Raw genomic sequence first — 19,777 nt, 5'->3', positions numbered from 1 at the left:
TGAAGGAGCGCCATCATGGCCTGGATTGCCCTGTTTTTTGCCGGATTGCTGGAAATCGTCTGGGCCTTTGCGATGAAGCAGTCGCATGGCTTCACCCGGCTGGTGCCGAGCCTCATCACCCTCATCGCGATGATCGCCAGTTTCGGCCTGTTGTCGCTGGCGATGCGCAGCCTGCCACTGGGCACTGCCTATATGATCTGGACCGGGATCGGCGCGCTGGGCGCCTTTGCCGTCGGCGTCGCCTTCCTGGGCGAGGCGATCAGCCCGGCGCGGCTGGCGGCGGCGGCGCTGATCCTCTCCGGTCTTGTCATGATGAAGCTGGCGTCGCCCAGCTGACGGTGGAGGGGGCCTTGGGCGGCAGGGGGAAGAGGCGGACGAAGCGTTCCGCCAGCGCCCGGTCGCCCTCCATTTGCAGGGCCGGGGCCATGGCGGCGAACGACTGGCCGCCATAGACGATGGCGGCAAGCGCATTCTGGTCGCCGGTGAAGATCACATCGGCGCCGGCCGCTTCGCCCCGGTCGATGCTGAAATCGCCATCATGGAGCGTGGCGCGAAATTCCTCCTCACCGAAGCGGAAGCCGATGGTGGCATCCAGATCGCCGATCGCGGCGCGGTCGATCATCGTGCGCATCGACATCACCACCGACACCTGGCTCATCGGCATGCCCGGCTGCATCGTGGGCGATCGGCAGGCCCAGCGGCCCAGCACCATGAACAGGATTTCCGACTCGCGGCCCCATTGGGTCAGCTCGTAAATCTGGCTGGCGGCGGGCGGGGGCAGGCGGCGGCGGACAAGGATGCTGGCCGCTTCCAGTTCCTCCAGCCGCTGGGTCAGCACATTGGCGCTGATTCCGGGCAGGCTGGCGCGCAGGTCGGTGAAGCGCTTGGGGCCGAGCAGCAATTCCCGCATGATCGGCATCGCCCAGCGATCGCCGATCAGATCGAGCGCGTGGGCGGTGGCACAGCCATCCTGATAAGCGCGTTTGCGCGGATTGGAACTCATTGGTTATCTTTTCTAACTTGTCTGTTGCATAATATAATCTTCGGGCGCACAAAGTTCAAGTCGGCGACTCAAAGCCAAGGTGCGAGCCGCCATGAAAGCATGAGGAGAGAGACGATGGCCGATGCGCCCGCGCCGAAGATGATCTTCGTCAACCTGCCCGTCACCGATCTGCCCGCCGCGATCGCCTTTTATGAAGCGGTCGGCGCCGTGCGGAACAATGATTTCGCCGATGACAGCGCGCAGATGATCAGTTTTTCCGAGACGATCCACGCGATGCTGCTGACCCATGAACGGTTCGCCGGCTTTACCCCGCGCAAGATCCCCAATGCCCATGAAACCGCGCAGGTGCTGCTGTGTTTGAGCGAGACGAGCCGGGATGCGGTGGACGCGACGGTGGACAGGGCGCTGGCGGCGGGCGGGACCGAGCCGAACCCCAAGCAGGATCATGGCTTCATGTATGGCCGCAATTTTGCCGATCTGGACGGCCATATCTGGGAAGTGATGTGGATGGATGTCGCCGCCGCAATGGCCGCGAACCAGGGAGAAACTGCCGACGCCTGATGTCGACGACCTTGCAGAAGGAGAGAGACGATGAGCTATATGGACGGGTTCGTGATCCCGGTGCCCAAGGGCAACAAGGAGCGCTATAAGGAGGTCGCGGCCTTTGCCGCGCCGATCTTCATCGAACATGGCGCGCTGCGCGTGGTCGAATGCTGGGGCAACGACATCAAGCCCGGCAAGGTCAATGATTTCCGCACTGCCGTGATCGCCGAAGAGGATGAGGAAGTCGTCTTCTCCTGGATCGAATGGCCCGACAAGGCGACCCGCGATGCCGGCGCCGAAAAGGTGATGAAGGACGAACGCATGCAGCCCAAGGAGGGCGAGGACATGCCCTTCATCGGCGCGCGGCTGATCTATGGCGGGTTCGAGGTGCTGGTCGACGAAAGCGCCTGAGCTTTCCCAATATCGTTTTCGGGAGAAAGAGGATGACCGACCTTGGTGGCAAATTCTTCTGGTATGAATTGATGACCAGCGATCCCGCGGCGGCGCTGGCCTTTTATGGCGATGTCGTCGGCTGGACGGCAGAGCCGTTTGGCGGCGACCTGCCCGACGGGCCCTATCAGGTGATTTCCGGCAGCGCCGGGCCGCTGGGCGGGGTGATGGCGATCCCGGCCGAGGCCAAGGATTGCGGCATGACGCCCTGGTGGGGCGGCTATGTCGGGTCGGCCGATGTCGACGCCGATGCCGAACGGCTGAGCGCGGCCGGTGGCAGCGTGAAGCGGCCGCCCGAGGATATTCCGGGCGTCGGCCGCTTTGCGGTGATGGCCGATCCGGGCGGCGCGGTGTTCATGCTGCTCAAGGGATCGAGCCCCGAGGGGATGGATGCGCCGCCGCCAATGGCGCCGGGCCATGTCGGCTGGCACGAGCTTTATGCCGGCGATTTCGACAAGGATCTGGCCTTCTATACCGGGCAGCTCGGCTGGTCGAAGGGCGAGGCCATGGATATGGGCGAGATGGGCAGTTACCAGCTTGTCTCGCAGACCGGCTCGACGGACTTTGACGGCATGACCGGCGGCATCATGCCGGTGCCGCCGATGATGCCGGTGCCGCTATGGCTGTTCTACTTCACCGTCGGCGACATCGACGCGGCGGTCGAGCGGGTGACGGCCGGTGGCGGCACGGTGCTGCAGGGGCCGATGGAGGTGCCGGGTGGCGCCTGGATCATCCAGGCGACCGATCCGCAGGGCGCGATGTTCGCGCTGGTCGGCAGCAAGGGAGAGGGGTGATGGACAAGATTTCCCCCTGTCTGTGGTTCGACGGTCAGGCCGAGGAGGCGGCGCATTATTATGCGTCGGTCTTCGGCGGGTCGGTCGATCATGTGAGCTATTATCCCGAGGTCAATCCGTCGCCTTCGCCGCTGCCGGGCGGGAGCGTGCTGCTGGTCGAGTTCAGCCTGTTCGGGCAAAGCTATCAGGCGCTGAACGGCGGGCCGCAATTTACTTTCGACGAGGCGATATCGCTGTCGGTGGCATGCGCGGACCAGGCCGAGCTGGACGGCTATTTCGACCGCCTGACCGGTGACGGTGGCACGGCCGGGCCGTGCGGCTGGGTAACCGACAAATATGGCCTCTCCTGGCAGTTGGTGACGCGCCAGATCATGGACAATTATCATAGCGGCGACCGCGCCGGCATCGCCCGCATGATGCAGGCGATGATGGTGATGCAGAAGCTGGACAGCGGCGCGATGCATGCGGCGTTCCTGGGAGAGGCGGCATGAGCGGGGCGGAGCATGAGCTGTCGGTCACCTGCCTGATCGAGGCGCCGCGCGAAATCTGCTGGAAGGTGTGGACCGACCTGAAGGACGAATGGTTCTGTCCCAAGCCCTGGCGCGCCGAGGTGATCGAGGAGGATATGCGTCCGGGCGGCCGCAGCGCGGTGCAGATGTTTGGGCCGAATGGCGAGGAAACCGGGCCGATGGAGGGCATTTTTCTGGAGGTGGTGCCGGGTGCGCGGGTGGTGACGACCGATGCCTATGCCGCCGGCTGGATACCGCAGAGCCCGTTCATGACCGCGATCTGGGACTTTGCGGCGGAGGGCGATGGCACCCGCTTCACCGCGACCGCGCGCCACTGGGACGCCGAGGCGATGGCGCGGCATGAGGAAATGGGCTTCCATCCCGGCTGGGACGAGATGATGGCCCAGTTCAAGGCGCTGTGCGAGACGTCGGCCGCGAGCGCCTGAGCGGATCGCCGACGGGCTGGTCGGGCACCAATATTTCCGCCGGGTCCATTTTCGACATGGCGATGGCGGCGCGCATGAAGAGGAGGGCGGGGCGCAGCGATGTGTCGCCGCTTTCCTGCACCAGTTCCCGCAGCGCGCGGACGAACAGGTCGGGCCAGCGTTCGATATCCACGCCCTGGCCGCGCAGGATCAGCGCGGTGGCGCTCCAGTGCCGCTGGAGCAGGCCGATCATGTCGGCATAGTCGCGGGAGTCGCCGACACAGGCATCGGTCATCTCGCGGAAGATCGGGCCGAGCAGCAGCGCCGGCTTGCCATCGCCCACGCCCGCCCAGAGCGAGCCGGGATATTCGGCGAGCAGGCCATTCAGGGCATCGCCGAAATAGCGCAACCGCCCGTCATGGGTCGCGACCTCGATCAACGGGGCGGCGGTGCCTTCCTGCTCGGCGCGATGGCGCAGCAGCATCTGGCAGGCGAAACCGGCCAGGGCGCCCAGCGTCTCTTCGGCCGAACGGGTGCGCGGCGGGCGGACCCGGTCGAGCAGGCGGCGGGCAAGCGCCTCGTCCGGATCGAGCAGGGCGGGCATGCCGTGTCGCGCGCGATCGACGCGGTGCAGGCCGCGCGTGGCGTGACGGACCCAGAGGAAGAAGGTGAGGCTGAACAGCGCGAAGCTGGCCGCCATCGCGCCGAGCAGCGACAGGGCGTAGGCGTTGCGGACAGGCGGCAGGAACAGCGCGAGCAGGCAGAATATCGGCAGCAGGGCGAGCGGCAGCAGGCGCGCGACGCCGCGGCGCAGGCGCTGCGCGGTGGCCATGTCGGGGATGGCATATTGGCCGCCGATCAGGCCGAACGGCATGAACAGCGGGCGGCCGTCCGCGCCATGGCCAAAGGCGCTGTCGAGGAAGCTGGTCGTGAGGCGGCGCATGGCAAGGGTCCTGCAGGAAGGAATGCGGGCGCGCCGCGGCGACAGCCTGACGGGGGAGCTGTTACCGAAATATGAGGGAATGGGATGAAGGGGATGTTTACCCTTCCGCGCGATGTCGCGATTTCAATTAAACGCTATTCTTTGCTTGTGCGCCGCTGGGACAAATTCGGACGATCTGCAAACGACCAGAAGCGGACGTTACCTACTCCCCTCCCTTCCAGGGAGGGGCCGGGGGTGGGGGCGCCGCGTAGCGGCGGTCTACGGTCGATAGGGCAGAAGCTCGCTGCGCTCGCAACCCACCCCAACCCCTCCCTAGAAGGGAGGGGCTATGTCTTATTCCCACCCCTTTCCGTCATTCCCGCGCAGGCGGGAATCCATCTCCTGATCTTGCATCTGGTCCGACGCTGGGGAGATGGATCCCCGCCTGCGCGGGGATGACCCTATGAAACAGGTGGCCAGATTCCCACCCATCCTCGCCATTCGGCGGGCGTCGGACTTGTGCGCGCGCGGTCTAGCGTGGTTTCGCGGTTTCGACGGCGTAGATGGCAGGGCTGCCGGCGATATTGCTGCGATAGACCAGCCATTTGCCGTCGGGCGTGAAATGCTGGTTGGGTTCGAGCGTATAGTCATGTTTCGCCAAATCGACGAGCCGTTCCGTCTCCAGCGTGCCGGTGGCGATCAGCGTGTCGCCGTACAGCGTGTTGCGGGCGCGGGGATTGTCGTCGGGGCGGGGGTGGAAGAGGCTGATATATTTGCCGTCATTGGCGCCGTCGCCCGAGAAGCTGCGGCCGTCGGGCGATGAGGCGAAATGATAGGAGCCCTGGCCGGGGCGGATCGCATACCAGCGACGCGCGCCATTGGCGAGGTCATGGCCGGCGAGCCAGCGCATCCCCTGCGGCATGATGAGGTCATACCAGATGGTGCGGCCGTCGGGCGCCCAATATTCATGGCCGGCAATCTCGCCCTGCAGGATGCGCTGATGCACCTTGGTTTTGGCGCTGCCGTCGGTGCGGATGGTCCAGATGCGGTCGACCTGCTGCCAGGGGCCTTCATGGCAATACATGAGCAGATCGGGATCGGTCGGCGAGAATTGGACATGGTTGAGCCAGTCCTTCGACGCGGTGATGCGGCGCTGCTGGCCGGTGGCGATGTCGATCGCGAAGATTTCCATCGGCACGCCGGCGGCGAGCCGGGCCTCCATCCATTTTTCCTTGGCGGCGGCGAAGGAGAGGGGGCGGCCCTGATCGTCGGTGCCGCTATAGCTGGGCGAGCCGGTTTTCGGATCGCGCTTGCCCTGGGCGGCGATGGCGGGCGGCGGCGGGGCGAGTTCGCGATGGCCGGCGAGCAGCGTGTCGTCGGCATTGATGGATTCGATGCGGCCGCCCGGCATGTCCGCGATACGGCGACGCTTGCCGCTGTCGAGATCGACCGACCAGACGATGAAGGAGGGCTCGCCCTCGCTGCTGCCGGTCGGGTTGGTGGTATAATAAGCGACATTGGCGCGGTGGCCGACGAACAGCAGCCGGTCGACCTTTTCCTTCAGCACCAGCCGGGTGGTCCAGTCGCTGGTGTCGGCGACGCGGATCCCCTCCGGCGTCAGATAGACCATGCGCTTTCCGTCGGGGGTGAAGGGATTATAATTGAAATAGAGGCCGTAATTGCCCGGCCGGTCATCGACGCGGACGATGCGGTGGCCGGTGGTCGGGTCGGTCCAGCTGGCGGGCGAGGGTGCTTGCGCTGCGACGAGCAGGGGAAGGGCCAGCCCGATCATTGCCTGCCTCAACCGCATCCAATCCTCCCAATTCAAGTTCAATTTGCGGGATTGGATACCGCATATCGGGAATTTGGCAAGGCGGCTGTGATCTCGGCGCGGCGCGTGCTTGCCGGGCCAAGCCTTTGACAGAGGAGGGCAATAAGGCGCGGGCTTCTGAAATATTCGTGAAATGACGGGGCAAAATCGGGTGGCCACAGACGGGGCGGAGATTTTCCACCCAGATGAAAGGCCATGACATGACTTATCCCTCGCTCCTGACCCTGGGCGCCGCCGCGCTGATGGCGACGCTGGGCGCGCCGGCCATGGCGCAGGCGCCGCATCATGGCGCGAGCCAGCCGGCGAGCAGCAAGGCGCCGGCCAAGAAGCCTGCCCCGGCAAAGGCCCAACCGGCCAAGGCTCAGCCGGCCAAGGCCCAACCCGCCAAGGCCCAGGGCCGTTCGACCGGCGCGGCGCACCAGAAGGCCTGCCGCAATCGCTACAAGAGCTATGACGCCAGGCTGGACAGCTATCTCTATCGCGGCAAGCGGGTGCGCTGCACGCTCTGATCGCGATCGACGCGGGGCGGTGCCGGGGGACGGCGCCGCCCCGTTCCTGTTTTCATGAAGAAGGACGAGGCGCGATGCGCAAGATGATGATCGGGGCGGCGCTGCTGCTCTGTTCGGCGCCGTTGCTGGCCCAGGGGGGCATGGGTGGCGGCATGGGCGGCGGCGGCATGGGCGGCAGCGGCATGGGGGGAGGCATGGGCGGTGGCCCGCCCGGCGGCGGCGGCCCTCCCGGTGGCGGCGAAGGCCGGCCGCAAAAGCCGCGCGAGATGAAGCCGATCAAGCGCAGCCAGATCGACAAGATCGTTACCGCCATGTTTGCCGAAGCCGACAGCAATCGCGACGGCATGGTGACGATCGACGAATTGCGGCTGATGGTGCAGGCGCGGCGCGAAGCGATCATCCGTACCCGCTTCGAGGCGATCGACAGCAATCATGACGGCACGCTGAGCCTGGCCGAGTTCCAGGCCTGGCAGAGCAGCATGGGATCGGTTGCCTTGTCGGAAACGGGCGCGATGGGCGATCAGGGCGGGCCGGTGGCCGAGGCGATCATGCCCAAGCTGGGCGACGACCCCGAGGACGCGATACTGGGCCGGCTGATCGAACCGCTCAATGCCAGCGCGATCGCCCAGGCCAACAGCAATTATGATGCCGGCGCATCGCTGGAGGAAGTGCTGGCGTTCGAACATACCCGCTTCGATGCGGCAGACGCCGATCATGACGGCGTGCTGTCGGCCGAGGAGATGCGCAGCCTGATGCCGCGGCGTGGTCCGGGGGGAGGCCCCGGTGGAGGCCCCGGCGGTCCGGGTGGACCGGGCGGCGCGGGCGGACCGCCGCCGCGCAATTGACGGGATAGATGCCGATGCCTTGCCTATCCTTGTCCTGCCGTCGGGCGGGCAGCGCCCTGCTGCGCGCCGGATGCAGCCTGTTCGCCCTGTCGCCGTTCGCCCTGTCCCCGTTCGCCCTGTCCCCGTTCGCCCTGTCGACGCCAGCGGCGGCGCAGACGGTGGCGAGCGATGATATCGTCGTCACCGGGCAGGCGCCGCCGGGGGCGGTGATCGGCGATATTCCCGCGCAGAACCAACTGGGTCGTGCCGACATCGATGCCTATGGCGTCGGCACGGTCAGCGAATTGCTGGACGAGATCGCGTCGCAGACCAGCAGCAACCAGGGGCGCAGCGATGACGGCCCGGTGGTGCTGGTCAACGGCAAGCGGATTTCGGGCGTCAACGAGGTCAGCGACCTGCCGACCGAGGCGATATTGCGGCTCGACATCCTGCCCGAGGAGGTCGCGCTCAAATATGGCTATGATGCGCAGCGCAAGGTGGTGAACATCATCCTGCACCGCCGCTTCCGATCGCAGGTCGCCAATGCGGGCGGCGGGATCGCGACGGCGGGACAGGGCGAAAATCTGGCCGGCGATGTCGGCTATACCCGCATTCGCGACAATGACCGGGTGAGCGTGACGGCGCGGGCCAAATCCTCCGCCTCGCTGCTGGAGAGCGAACGCGACGTGATCGTCGATCCGGAGGCGGCGGGCGATCCGACCGGGCGGGTCAGCGACGACCGCGGCTATCGCACGCTGTCGCCCGCCACCCGCAGCTATATGTTGAACGCCACGGTCGCGCATCAGTTGAGCGAGACGGCGAACCTGTCCTGGAACGGGCGTGCGGACTACAAGACCAGCAAGGCGCTGAATGGCCTGCCCACCGGCAGCCTGACCGAAGGCGACGAAACGGTCGACCGCATCCTGTCGCTCGATCCGCTGCATCAGGACACGCGCGCGCTGACGCTGAGCAGCGGCGTCAGCCTGAATGTCGACCTGTCGAAGACCTGGCGCCTGTCGGTGATCGGCAGCTACAGCCATAGCGATAGCCGCACCGACAGCGATCGCGGCTATGATCTGGACGATGTGCAGGCGGCGCTGGACGCGGGCGATGTGGCGGCCGATGGCGTGCTGCCCGCGAGCCTGCTGGGGGCGATGGGCACGCAGAAGGCGCGTGCGTTGCAGGACACGGGCAGCGCCAGCCTGCTGGTCAATGGCAAGCTGTTCAAGCTGCCGGCCGGCAATGTCGGCATGAACCTGCGCCTGAGCGGCGACACGAGCAGCCTGCGATCGTCCAGCACGCTGGACGGCGTGATGTCGCAGCGGACCGCGAGCCGCACCAATGGCGGCGCCCAGATCAGTTTCGACCTGCCGATCGCCAGCCGGCGCAATGGCTTCCTGCCGGTGCTGGGGACGCTGACCGCCAATATGAACGCGTCGGTGACGCAGGTTTCCGACTATGGTACGCTCGGCACGCTGGGCTATGGCCTGAGCTGGACGCCGCGCACTGGCATCACCATCATCGCGGCGGTCAATAATGACCGGACCGCGCCGACGCTGGACCAGCGCAACAGCCCGACCATCACCACCAGCAATGTCCGCGTCTATGATTATGTGCGCGGGCAGAGCGTCACGGTGACGCAGGTGAGCGGCGGCAATCCGGCGCTGACCGCCGACAATCGCCACCAGTTCAAGCTGGGCGCGACGGTGAAGCCGCTCACCAAGGTCAACCTGACCCTGTCGGCCAATTATGTGAGCAGCGAGACGCGCGACGCGATCATCAGCCTGACCGGCGTATCCTCGGCATTGGAGGCGGCCTTCCCCGATCGCTACAGCCGCGACGAGGACGGGATGCTGACGCGGATCGACACACGGTCCGTCAATGTCGCGCGCGAGGAGGTGAAGCAGCTGCGCTGGGGCCTCAATTTCACGCAGCTATTGCGCAAGCCCAAGCGGCCCGAGCCGCCGGCCGGTTTCGTGCCGCCATGGCGGCGGACGGCGGCGCAGGGCGATGAGGCGCAGATGGCGGCGCCAAAGGCGGAGGGTGGCGACGGGCAGCCCGCAGAGGGCGCGCCCGGCGGTGGTCCCGATGCCGAGCAGGATGCGATCCTGGTCGATGGCCACCGGCCCGATGATGCGACGCCGATGGGGCCGCCCGGCGGCTTTGGCGGGCCGGATGGCTTTGGTCCGCCGCCTGGCCCTCCGCCCGATGGCATGGGGCCGCCCGATGGTCCGCCGCCCGGCGGTGGACCTGGTGGTCCGGGCGGTCCCGGCGGGCCCGGCGGACGGGGCGGTTTCGGTCCGCCCGGTGGCGGCCCGTTCGGCGGCGGCAGCGACAATGGCGCGCGGCTGCAACTCTCGCTCTATCACAGCATCATGCTGCGCGACGCAGTGCTGTTGAGCGAAGGCGGCCCGTGGGTCGACCTGTTGAACGGCGGCACGCTGGGCGGGAGTCCGCAGCCGCGCCACAAGGTGCAGCTGAGCAGTGGCGTGATCGACAATGGCGTCGGCATCCGGCTGGACGGCAACTGGCAGAGCGCGTCGCATGTGACCGGCGACCAGACGGCGTCGGGTGGCGACCTGCGCTTTGGCCAGCTGGTGACGTTCGACCTGCGGCTGTTCGCCAACATGGCCAACCGGTTCCGCGGCCAGGACTGGGCGCGGGGCATGCGGGTGAGCTTCACCGTCGGCAACCTGCTCAACCGGCGGCAGAGCGTGACCGATGGCACGGGCGCGACGCCGGTCGCCTATCAGCCCGCCTATCTCGATCCCGAGGGGCGCACGCTGATGCTGTCGGTGCGGAAGATATTCTGAACGGGAAAGGGGCGGCCGATGACTGGCTGCCCCTTCAACCTGATTGAAAATGCGTCATAAAATGCGCATCTGACTCGGATGAGCAAAATCTCTTTCCTTGCCCGGATAGGGGCGCCGATCAGCGTCTTGCTGGGGACGCCCGCCGCTGCGCAGGAGGCGCCGGACTTTTTCGGCGCGGCGCTGTGCCAGCCGCCTTATTCGACCGACAGCGCGACCGCTCTGTATGAAGCCGCCGAAAAGGTCGCCAAAGCAGATACATCGATGTTGGGGGCGGCGATCTATACGCTGCCCACGCCGATCGAGCGGGACGGCTTTGTGGCGCGGGCGGTGGTCTTCGCCGGCATGTCGGTCGGCGTGCTGCTGGATGGCGAGGTCGCGGAGGCCGCGGCCGCCCGTTATGGGCTTGCCAGGGAAAAGAGCCGGTTGTTCGGCGCGTCGAGCCTGGGCTTTGCGCGGCAACTGGACGATGCGGCGCAGGATATGCGCGAGATGGGGCTGATTTCCGTCGTTGCGCGGCAGGGACCTGCCCTGGCCGGTCGGACATTGCTGACCTGCGAGTTCGTGTCGCATGAGGATCGCAAGGCGCTGGACAGTCAGGAAGGCGATGCGCCCTGATATGAAAAGGGGCGCCCGGTGTCCGGACGCCCCTCCTTCGTGACGGCTTTGCTATGGGATGCCGTGGCTCAGGCTTAGAGTCTGTTCGAGAAAGCCGGCTCCAGCCCGCTCCCCCGCCCAACCACCCGACAGGATGACACTGGATCGGGTGGTTGGGCGGGGGCGCGGGCCGGAACCGTACTGAAAAATCGCCCTTTCGCGATTTTTCAGACAGGCTCTCAGGCCTTGTAGACCTTGTCCACAGCCGCACAGAATTTCGTCATGTCTTCGGCCGAACCGACGGTGACGCGCGAGACATTGGGCCAGATCGGCCAGTTGCGCCCGATCTGCACCTTTTCCGGCGAGGCGAGCAGGGCGGCCTGCATTTCCTTGGCCGGCTTCTTCCAGTTGACCATGAACATATTGGCTTCGCTGCCGGGCTGGACTTCGATGCCCTTCTTGGTGAGCCAGGCGATGGTCTGGTCGCGGGCGGCGATCATCTCGTCGCGGCGCGCCTTGATGAGCGCGGCTTCGGGATAGACGGCGTTGCCGCAGGCCATGGCGGTGATCGACAGGCCGCCGGCCGACGGGCCGAACAGCATCAGGCGCTTCTGCACTTCGGGATCGGCGAAGGTGAGGCCGAGGCGAATGCCGGCCATGCCGAACAGCTTCGAGAAGGTCCGCATGACGATGATGTCCTTGCGGTTGCCGATCAGCGAAGCGGCGCTGGGCGCGTCCGAGAAGTGGATATAGGCTTCGTCGACCAGCAGCATGGCGTCGGCCGGCTTGTTGTCGAGCAGCCACTTGATGTCGGCGATCGGCGTGATCGTGCCGGTCGGGTTGTTGGGCGTGCAGATATAGTAGAGGCCGGCGTTCGGGTTGGCGGCCAGCATGGCCTTGACGTCATGGCCCTTGCCGACGGCCTGGGGGGCCTTGGCGATCGGCGCCTTGAGGTAATCGGCGGTGCGCCAGGCGGATTCGAAGGTCGGGTCGGCGGTCACCAGGCCCTTGGTCGGCGAGCAATAGGCCGCGACGGTCGAGACCAGCGGGCCGCCCGAGCCGGGCCACAGCATCACCTGCGCTTCGGGAATGCCCTCCACCTTGGCGATGGTCGAGACCAGGTCGCCACGATAATTGTCGGGATCATACCAGTTGCCGACCGCGCCGGCCTTGGCGATGGCGTCGACGCCCGAGGGGAAGGGGCCGGTCCAGCATTCGTTCGAGCCGATGCGCACCGCGCCCTTGATGCCGCGGGCGGCCTGCTGCTGCGCGAAGGCGGGCGCGGCCAGCATTTCGTGCATCGCGGCGCCGGCGCCGATCAGGGCGGCAACCTTGGCAAGCTGGCGGCGCGAATAGCCGCGCTCGATCAGGTCTTCCCGCGCTTCCTTGTCCAACATCATGGTCATGCCGATTGTCCCCTTGTTTTCCTGCGAAATGCCTTGGATTTCGTCTGGAGAAACGAAGGCGGAAACAATTTCCGCAATGCAAAAGGGGCTGCGGCACGCTTTATTTTACGCGCCGCAGCCCCTTTTTCGTAAGGTCAGGTCAGATCAGGCCTTCCAGACCGCGTCCACAGCCTTGCAGAAGGCGTCCATCTCGCTGGCAGAGCCGACCGAGATGCGCGAGACATTGGGCCAGATCGGCCAGTTGCGGCCGATCTGCACCTTCTGCGTCAGCAGGGCGGCCTGCATGTCCTTGGCGGGTTTGCCCCAGTCGACCATGAACATGTTCGCCATGCTGCCCGGCAGCACCTTGATCCCCTTCTTGGTCAGATGGGCGATCGCCTTGTCACGGTTGGCCGCCATTTCGGCCTGACGCGCCTTGATGAGATCGGCCTGGGCGACCGAGACGGTGCCGCAGGCAACGGCCGTCATCGGCAGCATGGCGGTGACCTGGCCACCGTCATAGCGCATCATCTTTTCCATCAGCGAGGGCGCGGCGAAGGTGAGGCCGAGGCGCATGCCGGCCATGCCGAACAGCTTCGAGAAGGTGCGCAGCACCAGCACGTCGTCGCGGGTGGCGGCGAGCTTGGCGGCGCGCGGCGTATCGGTCCAGTGGATATAGGCTTCGTCGACCACCAGCACCGAATCCTTGGGCTTGTTGGCGGCCAGCCATTCGATGTCGCCGATCGGCGTGATCGTGCCGGTCGGGTTGTTGGGCGAGCAGATATAATAGACGCCGGCATTGGGATCGGCCGCCAGCATCGCCTTCACGTCATGGGCATTGTCCTTGGTCAGCGGCACCTTCGTCACCTTGGCGCCGAGCCAGGCGCCGGTGCGCCAGATCGCTTCATAGGTCGGGTCGGCGGTGACGATGCCCTTGGTCGGCGAGGCGAAGGCGACGGCGACGCGGCTCAGCGGATCGGACGAGCCGGGCCAGGCAACGATGCGGTCGGCCGGAATGCCCTCCACCTGCGCGACGGCGGCGAACAGCTTTTCATGCTCATTGTCGGGTTCGTAGCGATTGCCTTCGGTCACCAGCTTGAAGGCGGCTTCGGCGGCGACCGGGAAGGGGCCGGTCCAGCATTCGTTGGCGCCGATGCGGACCGCGCCTTCGACCGGCTTGGCGGCCTGCTGTGCGGCGGCACCGACGGTGCGCATCGCGACGGCGCCGGCGCCGAGCAGCGCGGTCACCTTGGCCAGCTGGCGGCGCGAATAGCCGCGGTCCAGAAGCTCCTGTTCAAACTCCGTTGGCGTGGTCGTTTCCATGATCCCTGACTCCCAGACATGCTTGATGCTGCCTTTGCGGCGTTAGACGAATGTACAGCATGTATCCGCCACGCAAATGAGGAAGATGACCTAGCTTATCAGCGATGCGCAACAATCGTGCTTTTCTGCGGTGTTCATCAACATATCGCGAGGAAAGCGCTTGGAAAGAAAGCCATCCATCTGTTAGCGATTTGCCATGCCCAGTACGCCCGCCGCCGCCGCCCGCCAGATCCTCGTCCGCCTGCAGGAGGTGATGGCGGCGCGCACCAGCGCGCAGGCCAAGCTGAACAAGGTGGTGGAGATCATCGGCGAATCGCTGTCGAGCGAGGTCTGCTCCATCTATCTGGTGCGTGAGGGCGTGCTGGAACTGTTCGCGACCCGTGGCCTGAAGCAGGAGGCGGTGCATGTCACCCGCATGGCCAAGGGCGAGGGGCTGGTCGGCCTGATCGCCACCAATGTCGAGCCGCTGAACCTGGATGAGGCGGCCGCCCATCCCGACTTTTCCTATCGCCCGGAAACCGGCGAGGAACTGTTCCACAGCTTTGCCGGCGTGCCGATCGTGCGGCGCGAGCGCGCGCTGGGCGTGCTGTGCGTGCAGCATGTCGAGCCGCGCAAATATGAAGAGGTCGAGATCGAGGCGCTGCAGACGGTCGCCATGGTGCTGTCCGAGCTGATCGCCAATGCCGAGCTGGCCGATGACGGCCCGACCGATGCGCGGGTGCAGGAAACCGGGTCGAACATCATGACCGGGCTGCAGCTGGTGATGGGCATGGCGCGGGGCCATGTCGTCTTCCACCAGCCGCGCGTCCATATCGAGCATACCGTCGCCGAGGATACGGAAGCCGAGCGGCAGCGGGTCATTTCCGCCTTTGCCAAGATGCGCGAACAGATCGACCGGATGACCGGCACGGCCGATTTCGGGACCGAGGGCGAGCATCAGGAGGTGCTCGAAACCTACAAGATGTTCGCCTATGACGAAGGCTGGATCCGCCGCATCAACGAGGCGATCGACAGCGGCCTGACCGCCGAGGCGGCAATCGAGCGAGTGCAGCAGCGCACCCGGATGCGGATGCGCCAGATCGACGATCCGCTGCTGCAGGACCGGATGCACGATCTGGAGGACATGGCCAACCGGCTGCTGCGCATCGTGTCCGGGCAACTGGGCACGGCGGCGCAACTGGGGTTGCGGCAAGATGCGATCCTGATCGCCCGCAACCTGGGGCCGGCGGAGCTGCTGGAATATGACCGGCGGCGGCTGAAGGGCGTGATCCTGGAGGAAGGGTCGCTGACCGCCCATGTCACCATCGTCGCCCGCGCCATGGGCGTGCCGGTGCTGGGCCGGGTGCGCGACATTCGCCACCGGGTCAATGAAGGCGACCTGATCCTGATGGATGTCGCCGAAAATGCGCTGCTGATCCGGCCGACGCCCGACATGGAGGAGGCGTTCGAGACCAAGCTGCACATCACCCAGAAGCGGCGGGCGGAATTTGCCGCGCTGCGCGACCTGCCGTCGGTGACGCAGGATGGGGCGCGGATCGAGCTGATGGTCAATGCCGGCCTGCGCGAGGATGCGCAGGCACTGGACATGGTCGGCGCCGACGGCATCGGCCTGTTCCGCACCGAGTTCCAGTTCCTGGTGTCGGCGACGCTGCCGCAGCGCGAGAAGCAGCAGCGGCTCTACAAGGATGTGCTGGACGCGGCGGGCGACCGGCCCGTCATCTTCCGCACCGTCGACATCGGCGGTGACAAGGCGCTGCCCTATATGACGCGCGAGGATGACGAGCATGAGGATAATCCGGCGATGGGCTGGCGCGCGATCCGGCTGGCGCTGGACCGCGACGGCCTGATGAAGGCGCAGGCGCGCGCATTGCTGGAGGCGAGCGCGGGCAAGGTGCTGAACATCATGTTCCCGATGGTGTCGGAACCCTGGGAGTTCGAAGAGGCGCGCACGCTGGTCGAGCATCAGCGGCAATGGCTGATCGGGCAGAAGAAGAAGCTGCCGGTGGCGGTGCGCTATGGCGCGATGCTGGAGGTGCCGGCGCTGGCCGAGGTGCTGGACCTGCTGCTGCCGCAGCTCGATTTCCTGTCGATCGGCACCAACGACCTGACCCAGTTCCTGTTCGCCGCCGACCGTGCCCATCCCAAGCTGGCGGAGCGTTATGACTGGCTGAGCCTGGCGATCCTGCGGTTCCTGGATCGGGTGGTGCGGATCTGCGAGATCTACAAGGTGCCGGTCGGCGTCTGTGGCGAGATGGGCGGACGCACGCTGGAGGCGATGGCGCTGATTGGCCTGGGCGTGCGGCGGCTGTCGATCACGCCGGCGTCGGTCGGGCCGGTCAAGGCGATGATCCGCGCGATCGATGCGGCCGAATTGCAGGCGCTGATGCGCGATCTGCTGGACAGCGGGGCGAGCGATCTGCGCGCGCAACTGACCAGCTGGGCCGAGCAGCGGAACATCGAGCTGGCCTGAAAAGACACCGCCCCGGCGTTGACAAGCGCCGTCCCGCAATGAGACAAGGCCGGCAATCAAGGTCGCGGAGCAGCATGGCAGACGAACCCGAATTCGAACCCGTCGCGGACGACGCGACGGCAGCGCATCCCAGCACCCCCGGCGCCAAGTTGCGCGCCGCGCGCGAGGCGCAGGGGCTGTCGGTGCAGGATATCGCCACCCGGACCCGCATCGCCCAGCGTCAGCTGGAGGCGATCGAGCGGGATGATTATGGCGCCTTGCCGGGCATTCCCTATGCGGTGGGTTTCGCCCGCGCCTATGCCCGCGCGATCGACCTGGACGAGGTGGCGATCGCCGCCGACGTGCGCAATGCCGTGCATAATTCCGACATGGGGGCGACCCGCTACGAAGCGTTCGAGCCGGCCGATCCGGCGCGGGTGCCGTCGCGCACCCTGGCCTGGACCGCGGCGGTGATCGGCATCATCGTGATTGCCGGCTTCACCATCTGGCGCACCCAGTTGCTGACCCCGCCGACCGGCGAGGAAATCGCCGAGCAGCAGGCAGAAAAGCCCGCCGCCGCGCCCAAGGTCGGCGTGCAGGCGCCGATCGCGGCGCCCGTCACCGGGCCGGTGGTGTTCACCGCCAATGACGATGTGTGGATGCGCATCGTCGACGAGGCGGGCGAGCGGCTGAAAGACGGGCTGCTGAAGAAGGGCGAGAGCTTCACCTTGCCGGCCGGCGCGCGCAATCCGACGATCCTGACCGGTCGCCCGCAGGCGCTGGACGTGACCGTGGGTGGCAAGGCGATCCCGCCGCTGGGCGCGGCCGACCGCACCATCGCCGACGTTCCGGTCAGTGCCGAGGCGCTGCTGGCACGGGCCGCTGCTCCGGCGGGCGCTCCGGCACCGGCCGGCCAGCCGCAGCGCGCGCCGACGACGCCCGCGGGCGGGCAGGGGAGCGTGCCGACGCCGGCTGCGTCACCGCCGCCGACCGCCGCGCCGCAGCCCAGCGCGGGCAACTAATCCGTCCCATAGCCGTACAGGTACGAGCGGGCCGCGCTTTGTTGCGTGGCGCGTCCGCCTATGGTTAAAGGCGGAAAGATTTAGTCGGGGATCATCATGCGTTACGCCTTTCTTGCCACCACCGCCATCGCGCTGGCGGCCCCGCTGCTGTCGGCTGTGCCGGCCGCTGCCCAGCAGAATCCCACGGTCGAACTGCGGGTCGACCGGCTGGAAAAGGAAATGCGGGCGGTGCAGCGCAAGGTGTTCCCGGCCGGCACGCCGGTAGAGGCGGAAATCACCCGTCCCCAGACGCCGACCATCGCGCCGGGCAGCCCGACGTCGAGCCCGGTGGCCGACCTGACCGCGCGGGTGGGGGCGCTGGAATCGCAGCTCGCCTCGATCACCGGCCAGGTCGAGGAAAACAGCTACAAGCTCAAGCAGCTGGAAGAGGCGTTCAACCGCTACAAGGCGGAAGCCGAAGCGCGGGCCGCAACGCCGGTCGAGGCCGGCCCGCCGGTGATGCGTCCGACGGTCGCGACCGATGCGCCCGCGCCCAAGCCGGCTGCTGCCAAGCCGACGACCCCGCCCGCAAAGTCCGCCGCCGCGCCGGTGGCCAGCGATGCCCGCAAGACGGCGGTGGCGGCGATCGAGAAGCCGGATACCGGCGATGCGGCGGGCGATGCCTATAGCTATGGCTTCCGCCTGTGGGACGCGAAATTCTATCCCGAGGCGCAGGCGCAGCTCAAGGCGACGGTCGACAAATATGGCGACGGGTCGGTCGGCAGCCGCGCCGCCAACCTGCTGGGCCGGGCCTATCTGGACGATGGCAAGCCGGCGCTGGCGTCGGTCGCCTTCTACGAAAATTACCAGAAGCGCCCGCGTGGCGAGCGCGCGCCCGACAGCCTGGCCTATCTGGGCGAGGCGCTGATCCAGCTCAAGAAGCCTGCGGATGCCTGCAAGGTCTATGCGGAGCTGGAACAGGTCTATGGTTCGACCCTGTCGAGCGGCCTGCGCGGCATGATGGACAAGGGGCGGACCAAGGCCAAGTGCAGCGTGTGAGCCGATAGACGTGCCGGAGCTGGCACCTTCCCATCGCCCCGATGCGCTGCGGCTGGCCGTGCGCGCGCTGGTGGACGGGGAGGAGACGGCCCGGTTCGGCATTGCGGTGTCGGGCGGGCCGGACAGCATGGCGCTGCTCGATCTGGCGGTGCAGGCCTGGCCCGGCCGGGTGGCGGCGGCGACCCTGGATCATGGATTGCGGGCTGAATCCGCGGCCGAGGCGGCGATGGTCGCGCGCTGGTGCGCGGAGCGGCGCGTGCCCCATGCGACGCTGGCGCCGGAGACGGAAGTGTCCGGCAATATCCAGGATTGGGCGCGGCGGCAGCGTTATGCTCAGCTGGAGGCATGGCGGGCCGGCGCCGGGCTGGACTGGATATTGACCGCCCATCATGCCGACGACCAGCTGGAAACCCTGTTGATGCGGCTCAACCGGGGATCGGGGGTCGGCGGTCTGGCCGGGGTGCGGGCGCGGGCCGGCCGGGTGCTGCGGCCGTTGCTGACGGTGCGCAAGGCGCAGTTGCAGGCCCATGCCGACCAGGCCGGGCTGCCCTATGTGCTGGACCCGTCCAATGCCGATCCGCGCTTCGACCGGGCGGCGCTGCGCAAGCGGCTGGATGGCGTCGACTGGATCGATGCCGAGGCGGCGGCGCGCAGCGCGGCGGCGCTGGCGGAGGCGGAGGCGGCGCTGCAATGGACGGTGGCGGGGCTGGCGGCCACGCATATCCATCCGTCGACCGACGCCTGGGTGCTGGACCGCACCGACCTGCCGCGCGAGCTTTTGCGGCGGCTGCTGATCGAGATGCTCTGTTCTGCCGACCCGGAGATCGTGCTGCCGCGCGGCGAGGCGCTGGACCGGGCGATTGCCGCTGCGCGGGCGGGGCGGCAGGCGAGTCTGGGCGACTGGCTGCTGCGGGGTGGCGCGGTATGGACCCTGTCACCGGCACCCCCGCGACGCTGAGATTTTCGGAAAAGTTCCACCGTCCGACGCAGGGTGCCAACGGCCGGTCGCTTTTGGGCGGCATGCTGACCGGTTCTTAACCCATGGGCCGTTAACCACATGGCGTGACCAATAGCGGGATTTGTTCGGAATGATGGAATTTGCGGCGCTGACCTATGGCTTGCTGATCAGCGTGATCCTTTCGGCCGTGAAGCGGAACCGGAAGCTGAACAAGGCGCATCCGCCGCTGCTTCTCTATATGGGCTATCTGCTGTGCGGCCTGTCCGCCGGTCTGGCGCTGGTGCTGGCCTATGTCGCGCTGTTCCAGCTGACCGGCAACTGACCATCTGGCAATCGACAGGGCCGGAAATCGGCAGCGGACGGCGCGTCCAGCTTGCGCTTTGCC

The 19,777-nt window shown here is 66.8% G+C and carries 20 protein-coding genes; 15 read left to right on the top strand and 5 right to left on the bottom strand.

The genetic code is table 11. The features are described from left to right. Positions 1-15: 15 nt before the first annotated feature. Positions 16-336 carry a DMT family transporter gene (locus U0025_RS14055; RefSeq protein ID WP_004208036.1) on the top strand — a complete coding sequence of 107 codons (321 nt, stop codon included), beginning with the start codon at positions 16-18 and terminating at the stop codon, positions 334-336. Here the strand turns inward: U0025_RS14055 and U0025_RS14050 are convergent. Then, a complete protein-coding gene (locus U0025_RS14050; protein ID WP_004208035.1) occupies positions 308-1,003 on the bottom strand; it encodes a winged helix-turn-helix transcriptional regulator in 696 nt (231 codons plus the stop codon). The genes U0025_RS14055 and U0025_RS14050 overlap by 29 nt on opposite strands. A gap of 114 nt (positions 1,004-1,117) precedes the next feature. On the opposite strand from U0025_RS14050, the gene U0025_RS14045 reads away from it, so the two are divergent. Genes U0025_RS14045 through U0025_RS14025 form a run of 5 tightly spaced genes read left to right on the top strand, consistent with a single transcriptional unit; the run spans position 1,118 to position 3,745 of the window. Next, on the top strand, positions 1,118-1,564 hold the full coding sequence (locus U0025_RS14045; protein WP_004208034.1) for a VOC family protein: 447 nt from the start codon (positions 1,118-1,120) through the stop codon (positions 1,562-1,564). A gap of 30 nt (positions 1,565-1,594) precedes the next feature. Continuing rightward, positions 1,595-1,957, top strand: a complete 363-nt coding sequence (locus U0025_RS14040; RefSeq protein ID WP_004208033.1) for a DUF1428 domain-containing protein — start codon at positions 1,595-1,597, stop codon at positions 1,955-1,957. Between the two features lie 32 nt (positions 1,958-1,989). After that, positions 1,990-2,790 (top strand): VOC family protein, encoded by an 801-nt coding sequence (locus tag U0025_RS14035; protein WP_004208032.1) that lies wholly within the window; start codon positions 1,990-1,992, stop codon positions 2,788-2,790. Next, positions 2,790-3,281: a VOC family protein gene (locus tag U0025_RS14030; RefSeq protein WP_004208030.1), complete on the top strand. Its 492-nt coding sequence runs from the start codon at positions 2,790-2,792 to the stop codon at positions 3,279-3,281. The genes U0025_RS14035 and U0025_RS14030 overlap by 1 nt, the downstream gene beginning before the upstream one ends. Beyond that, the gene (locus tag U0025_RS14025; RefSeq protein ID WP_004208029.1) at positions 3,278-3,745 is read left to right on the top strand and encodes an SRPBCC domain-containing protein; all 468 of its coding nucleotides are present in this window, start codon (positions 3,278-3,280) and stop codon (positions 3,743-3,745) included. The genes U0025_RS14030 and U0025_RS14025 overlap by 4 nt, the downstream gene beginning before the upstream one ends. Here U0025_RS14025 and U0025_RS14020 read toward each other — a convergent pair. Together U0025_RS14020 and U0025_RS14015 are read right to left on the bottom strand one after the other, a co-directional pair. Continuing rightward, positions 3,708-4,667, bottom strand: a complete 960-nt coding sequence (locus U0025_RS14020) for a hypothetical protein (protein ID WP_004208028.1) — start codon at positions 4,665-4,667, stop codon at positions 3,708-3,710. The genes U0025_RS14025 and U0025_RS14020 overlap by 38 nt on opposite strands. Before the next feature lie 511 nt (positions 4,668-5,178). Continuing rightward, on the bottom strand, positions 5,179-6,438 hold the full coding sequence (locus U0025_RS14015; protein WP_004208027.1) for an oligogalacturonate lyase family protein: 1,260 nt from the start codon (positions 6,436-6,438) through the stop codon (positions 5,179-5,181). A 239-nt stretch (positions 6,439-6,677) separates the two neighbouring features. On the opposite strand from U0025_RS14015, the gene U0025_RS14010 reads away from it, so the two are divergent. The 4 genes from U0025_RS14010 to U0025_RS13995 all read left to right on the top strand — a co-directional run bounded on the left by U0025_RS14010 (position 6,678) and on the right by U0025_RS13995 (position 11,238). Continuing rightward, a complete protein-coding gene (locus U0025_RS14010) occupies positions 6,678-6,986 on the top strand; it encodes a hypothetical protein (protein ID WP_004208026.1) in 309 nt (102 codons plus the stop codon). A 74-nt stretch (positions 6,987-7,060) separates the two neighbouring features. Further along, on the top strand, positions 7,061-7,831 hold the full coding sequence (locus U0025_RS14005) for an EF-hand domain-containing protein (protein WP_004208025.1): 771 nt from the start codon (positions 7,061-7,063) through the stop codon (positions 7,829-7,831). Positions 7,832-7,845: 14 nt separating this feature from the next. Continuing rightward, a complete protein-coding gene (locus U0025_RS14000; protein WP_004208024.1) occupies positions 7,846-10,623 on the top strand; it encodes a TonB-dependent receptor in 2,778 nt (925 codons plus the stop codon). A 78-nt stretch (positions 10,624-10,701) separates the two neighbouring features. Then, the gene (locus U0025_RS13995) at positions 10,702-11,238 is read left to right on the top strand and encodes a hypothetical protein (protein ID WP_004208023.1); all 537 of its coding nucleotides are present in this window, start codon (positions 10,702-10,704) and stop codon (positions 11,236-11,238) included. A gap of 218 nt (positions 11,239-11,456) precedes the next feature. On the opposite strand, the gene U0025_RS13990 is transcribed toward U0025_RS13995, so the two are convergent. Continuing rightward, complete coding sequence (locus U0025_RS13990) at positions 11,457-12,623, bottom strand: pyridoxal phosphate-dependent aminotransferase (RefSeq protein WP_004208022.1); 1,167 nt, start codon at positions 12,621-12,623, stop codon at positions 11,457-11,459. A 144-nt stretch (positions 12,624-12,767) separates the two neighbouring features. Continuing rightward, complete coding sequence (locus U0025_RS13985) at positions 12,768-13,925, bottom strand: pyridoxal phosphate-dependent aminotransferase (RefSeq protein WP_004208021.1); 1,158 nt, start codon at positions 13,923-13,925, stop codon at positions 12,768-12,770. A gap of 196 nt (positions 13,926-14,121) precedes the next feature. On the opposite strand from U0025_RS13985, the gene ptsP reads away from it, so the two are divergent. The 5 genes from ptsP (at position 14,122) to U0025_RS13960 (ending at position 19,714) form a co-directional block, all read left to right on the top strand. Continuing rightward, positions 14,122-16,395 (top strand): phosphoenolpyruvate--protein phosphotransferase, encoded by a 2,274-nt coding sequence (gene ptsP / locus U0025_RS13980; protein ID WP_004208020.1) that lies wholly within the window; start codon positions 14,122-14,124, stop codon positions 16,393-16,395. A 74-nt stretch (positions 16,396-16,469) separates the two neighbouring features. After that, positions 16,470-17,396, top strand: coding sequence for a helix-turn-helix domain-containing protein (locus tag U0025_RS13975; protein WP_072893671.1), 927 nt, complete (start codon positions 16,470-16,472; stop codon positions 17,394-17,396). A 96-nt stretch (positions 17,397-17,492) separates the two neighbouring features. Continuing rightward, entirely contained in the window at positions 17,493-18,434 is a 942-nt protein-coding gene (locus tag U0025_RS13970; protein ID WP_004208018.1) for a tol-pal system YbgF family protein, read from the top strand. A gap of 10 nt (positions 18,435-18,444) precedes the next feature. Beyond that, positions 18,445-19,392 (top strand): tRNA lysidine(34) synthetase TilS, encoded by a 948-nt coding sequence (tilS, locus tag U0025_RS13965; RefSeq protein WP_004208017.1) that lies wholly within the window; start codon positions 18,445-18,447, stop codon positions 19,390-19,392. 130 nt (positions 19,393-19,522) lie between these two features. Further along, the gene (locus U0025_RS13960) at positions 19,523-19,714 is read left to right on the top strand and encodes a hypothetical protein (protein ID WP_004208016.1); all 192 of its coding nucleotides are present in this window, start codon (positions 19,523-19,525) and stop codon (positions 19,712-19,714) included. The last annotated feature ends 63 nt before the right edge of the window (positions 19,715-19,777 follow it).

The sequence above is a fragment of the Sphingobium yanoikuyae genome, assembly GCF_034424525.1.
Classification (GTDB): Bacteria; Pseudomonadota; Alphaproteobacteria; order Sphingomonadales; family Sphingomonadaceae; genus Sphingobium; species Sphingobium yanoikuyae.
This window is presented reverse-complemented; position numbering and strand designations above follow the sequence as displayed.

What these genes read in the sequence shown, in the direction of transcription:
- U0025_RS14040 (WP_004208033.1), top strand. Translation starts at nt 1,595, where the DNA reads ATGAGCTATATGGACGGGTTCGTGATCCCGGTGCCCAAGGGCAACAAG.
- ptsP (WP_004208020.1), top strand. Translation starts at nt 14,122, where the DNA reads ATGCCCAGTACGCCCGCCGCCGCCGCCCGCCAGATCCTCGTCCGCCTG.
- U0025_RS14015 (WP_004208027.1), bottom strand. Translation starts at nt 6,438, where the DNA reads ATGATCGGGCTGGCCCTTCCCCTGCTCGTCGCAGCGCAAGCACCCTCG.
- U0025_RS14025 (WP_004208029.1), top strand. Translation starts at nt 3,278, where the DNA reads ATGAGCGGGGCGGAGCATGAGCTGTCGGTCACCTGCCTGATCGAGGCG.
- U0025_RS14020 (WP_004208028.1), bottom strand. Translation starts at nt 4,667, where the DNA reads ATGCGCCGCCTCACGACCAGCTTCCTCGACAGCGCCTTTGGCCATGGC.
- U0025_RS13960 (WP_004208016.1), top strand. Translation starts at nt 19,523, where the DNA reads ATGATGGAATTTGCGGCGCTGACCTATGGCTTGCTGATCAGCGTGATC.
- U0025_RS14035 (WP_004208032.1), top strand. Translation starts at nt 1,990, where the DNA reads ATGACCGACCTTGGTGGCAAATTCTTCTGGTATGAATTGATGACCAGC.
- U0025_RS14010 (WP_004208026.1), top strand. Translation starts at nt 6,678, where the DNA reads ATGACTTATCCCTCGCTCCTGACCCTGGGCGCCGCCGCGCTGATGGCG.
- U0025_RS14045 (WP_004208034.1), top strand. Translation starts at nt 1,118, where the DNA reads ATGGCCGATGCGCCCGCGCCGAAGATGATCTTCGTCAACCTGCCCGTC.
- U0025_RS14000 (WP_004208024.1), top strand. Translation starts at nt 7,846, where the DNA reads ATGCCTTGCCTATCCTTGTCCTGCCGTCGGGCGGGCAGCGCCCTGCTG.
- U0025_RS13970 (WP_004208018.1), top strand. Translation starts at nt 17,493, where the DNA reads ATGCGTTACGCCTTTCTTGCCACCACCGCCATCGCGCTGGCGGCCCCG.
- U0025_RS14050 (WP_004208035.1), bottom strand. Translation starts at nt 1,003, where the DNA reads ATGAGTTCCAATCCGCGCAAACGCGCTTATCAGGATGGCTGTGCCACC.
- U0025_RS13975 (WP_072893671.1), top strand. Translation starts at nt 16,470, where the DNA reads ATGGCAGACGAACCCGAATTCGAACCCGTCGCGGACGACGCGACGGCA.
- U0025_RS14030 (WP_004208030.1), top strand. Translation starts at nt 2,790, where the DNA reads ATGGACAAGATTTCCCCCTGTCTGTGGTTCGACGGTCAGGCCGAGGAG.
- U0025_RS13995 (WP_004208023.1), top strand. Translation starts at nt 10,702, where the DNA reads ATGAGCAAAATCTCTTTCCTTGCCCGGATAGGGGCGCCGATCAGCGTC.
- U0025_RS13990 (WP_004208022.1), bottom strand. Translation starts at nt 12,623, where the DNA reads ATGACCATGATGTTGGACAAGGAAGCGCGGGAAGACCTGATCGAGCGC.
- U0025_RS14055 (WP_004208036.1), top strand. Translation starts at nt 16, where the DNA reads ATGGCCTGGATTGCCCTGTTTTTTGCCGGATTGCTGGAAATCGTCTGG.
- U0025_RS13985 (WP_004208021.1), bottom strand. Translation starts at nt 13,925, where the DNA reads ATGGAAACGACCACGCCAACGGAGTTTGAACAGGAGCTTCTGGACCGC.
- U0025_RS14005 (WP_004208025.1), top strand. Translation starts at nt 7,061, where the DNA reads ATGCGCAAGATGATGATCGGGGCGGCGCTGCTGCTCTGTTCGGCGCCG.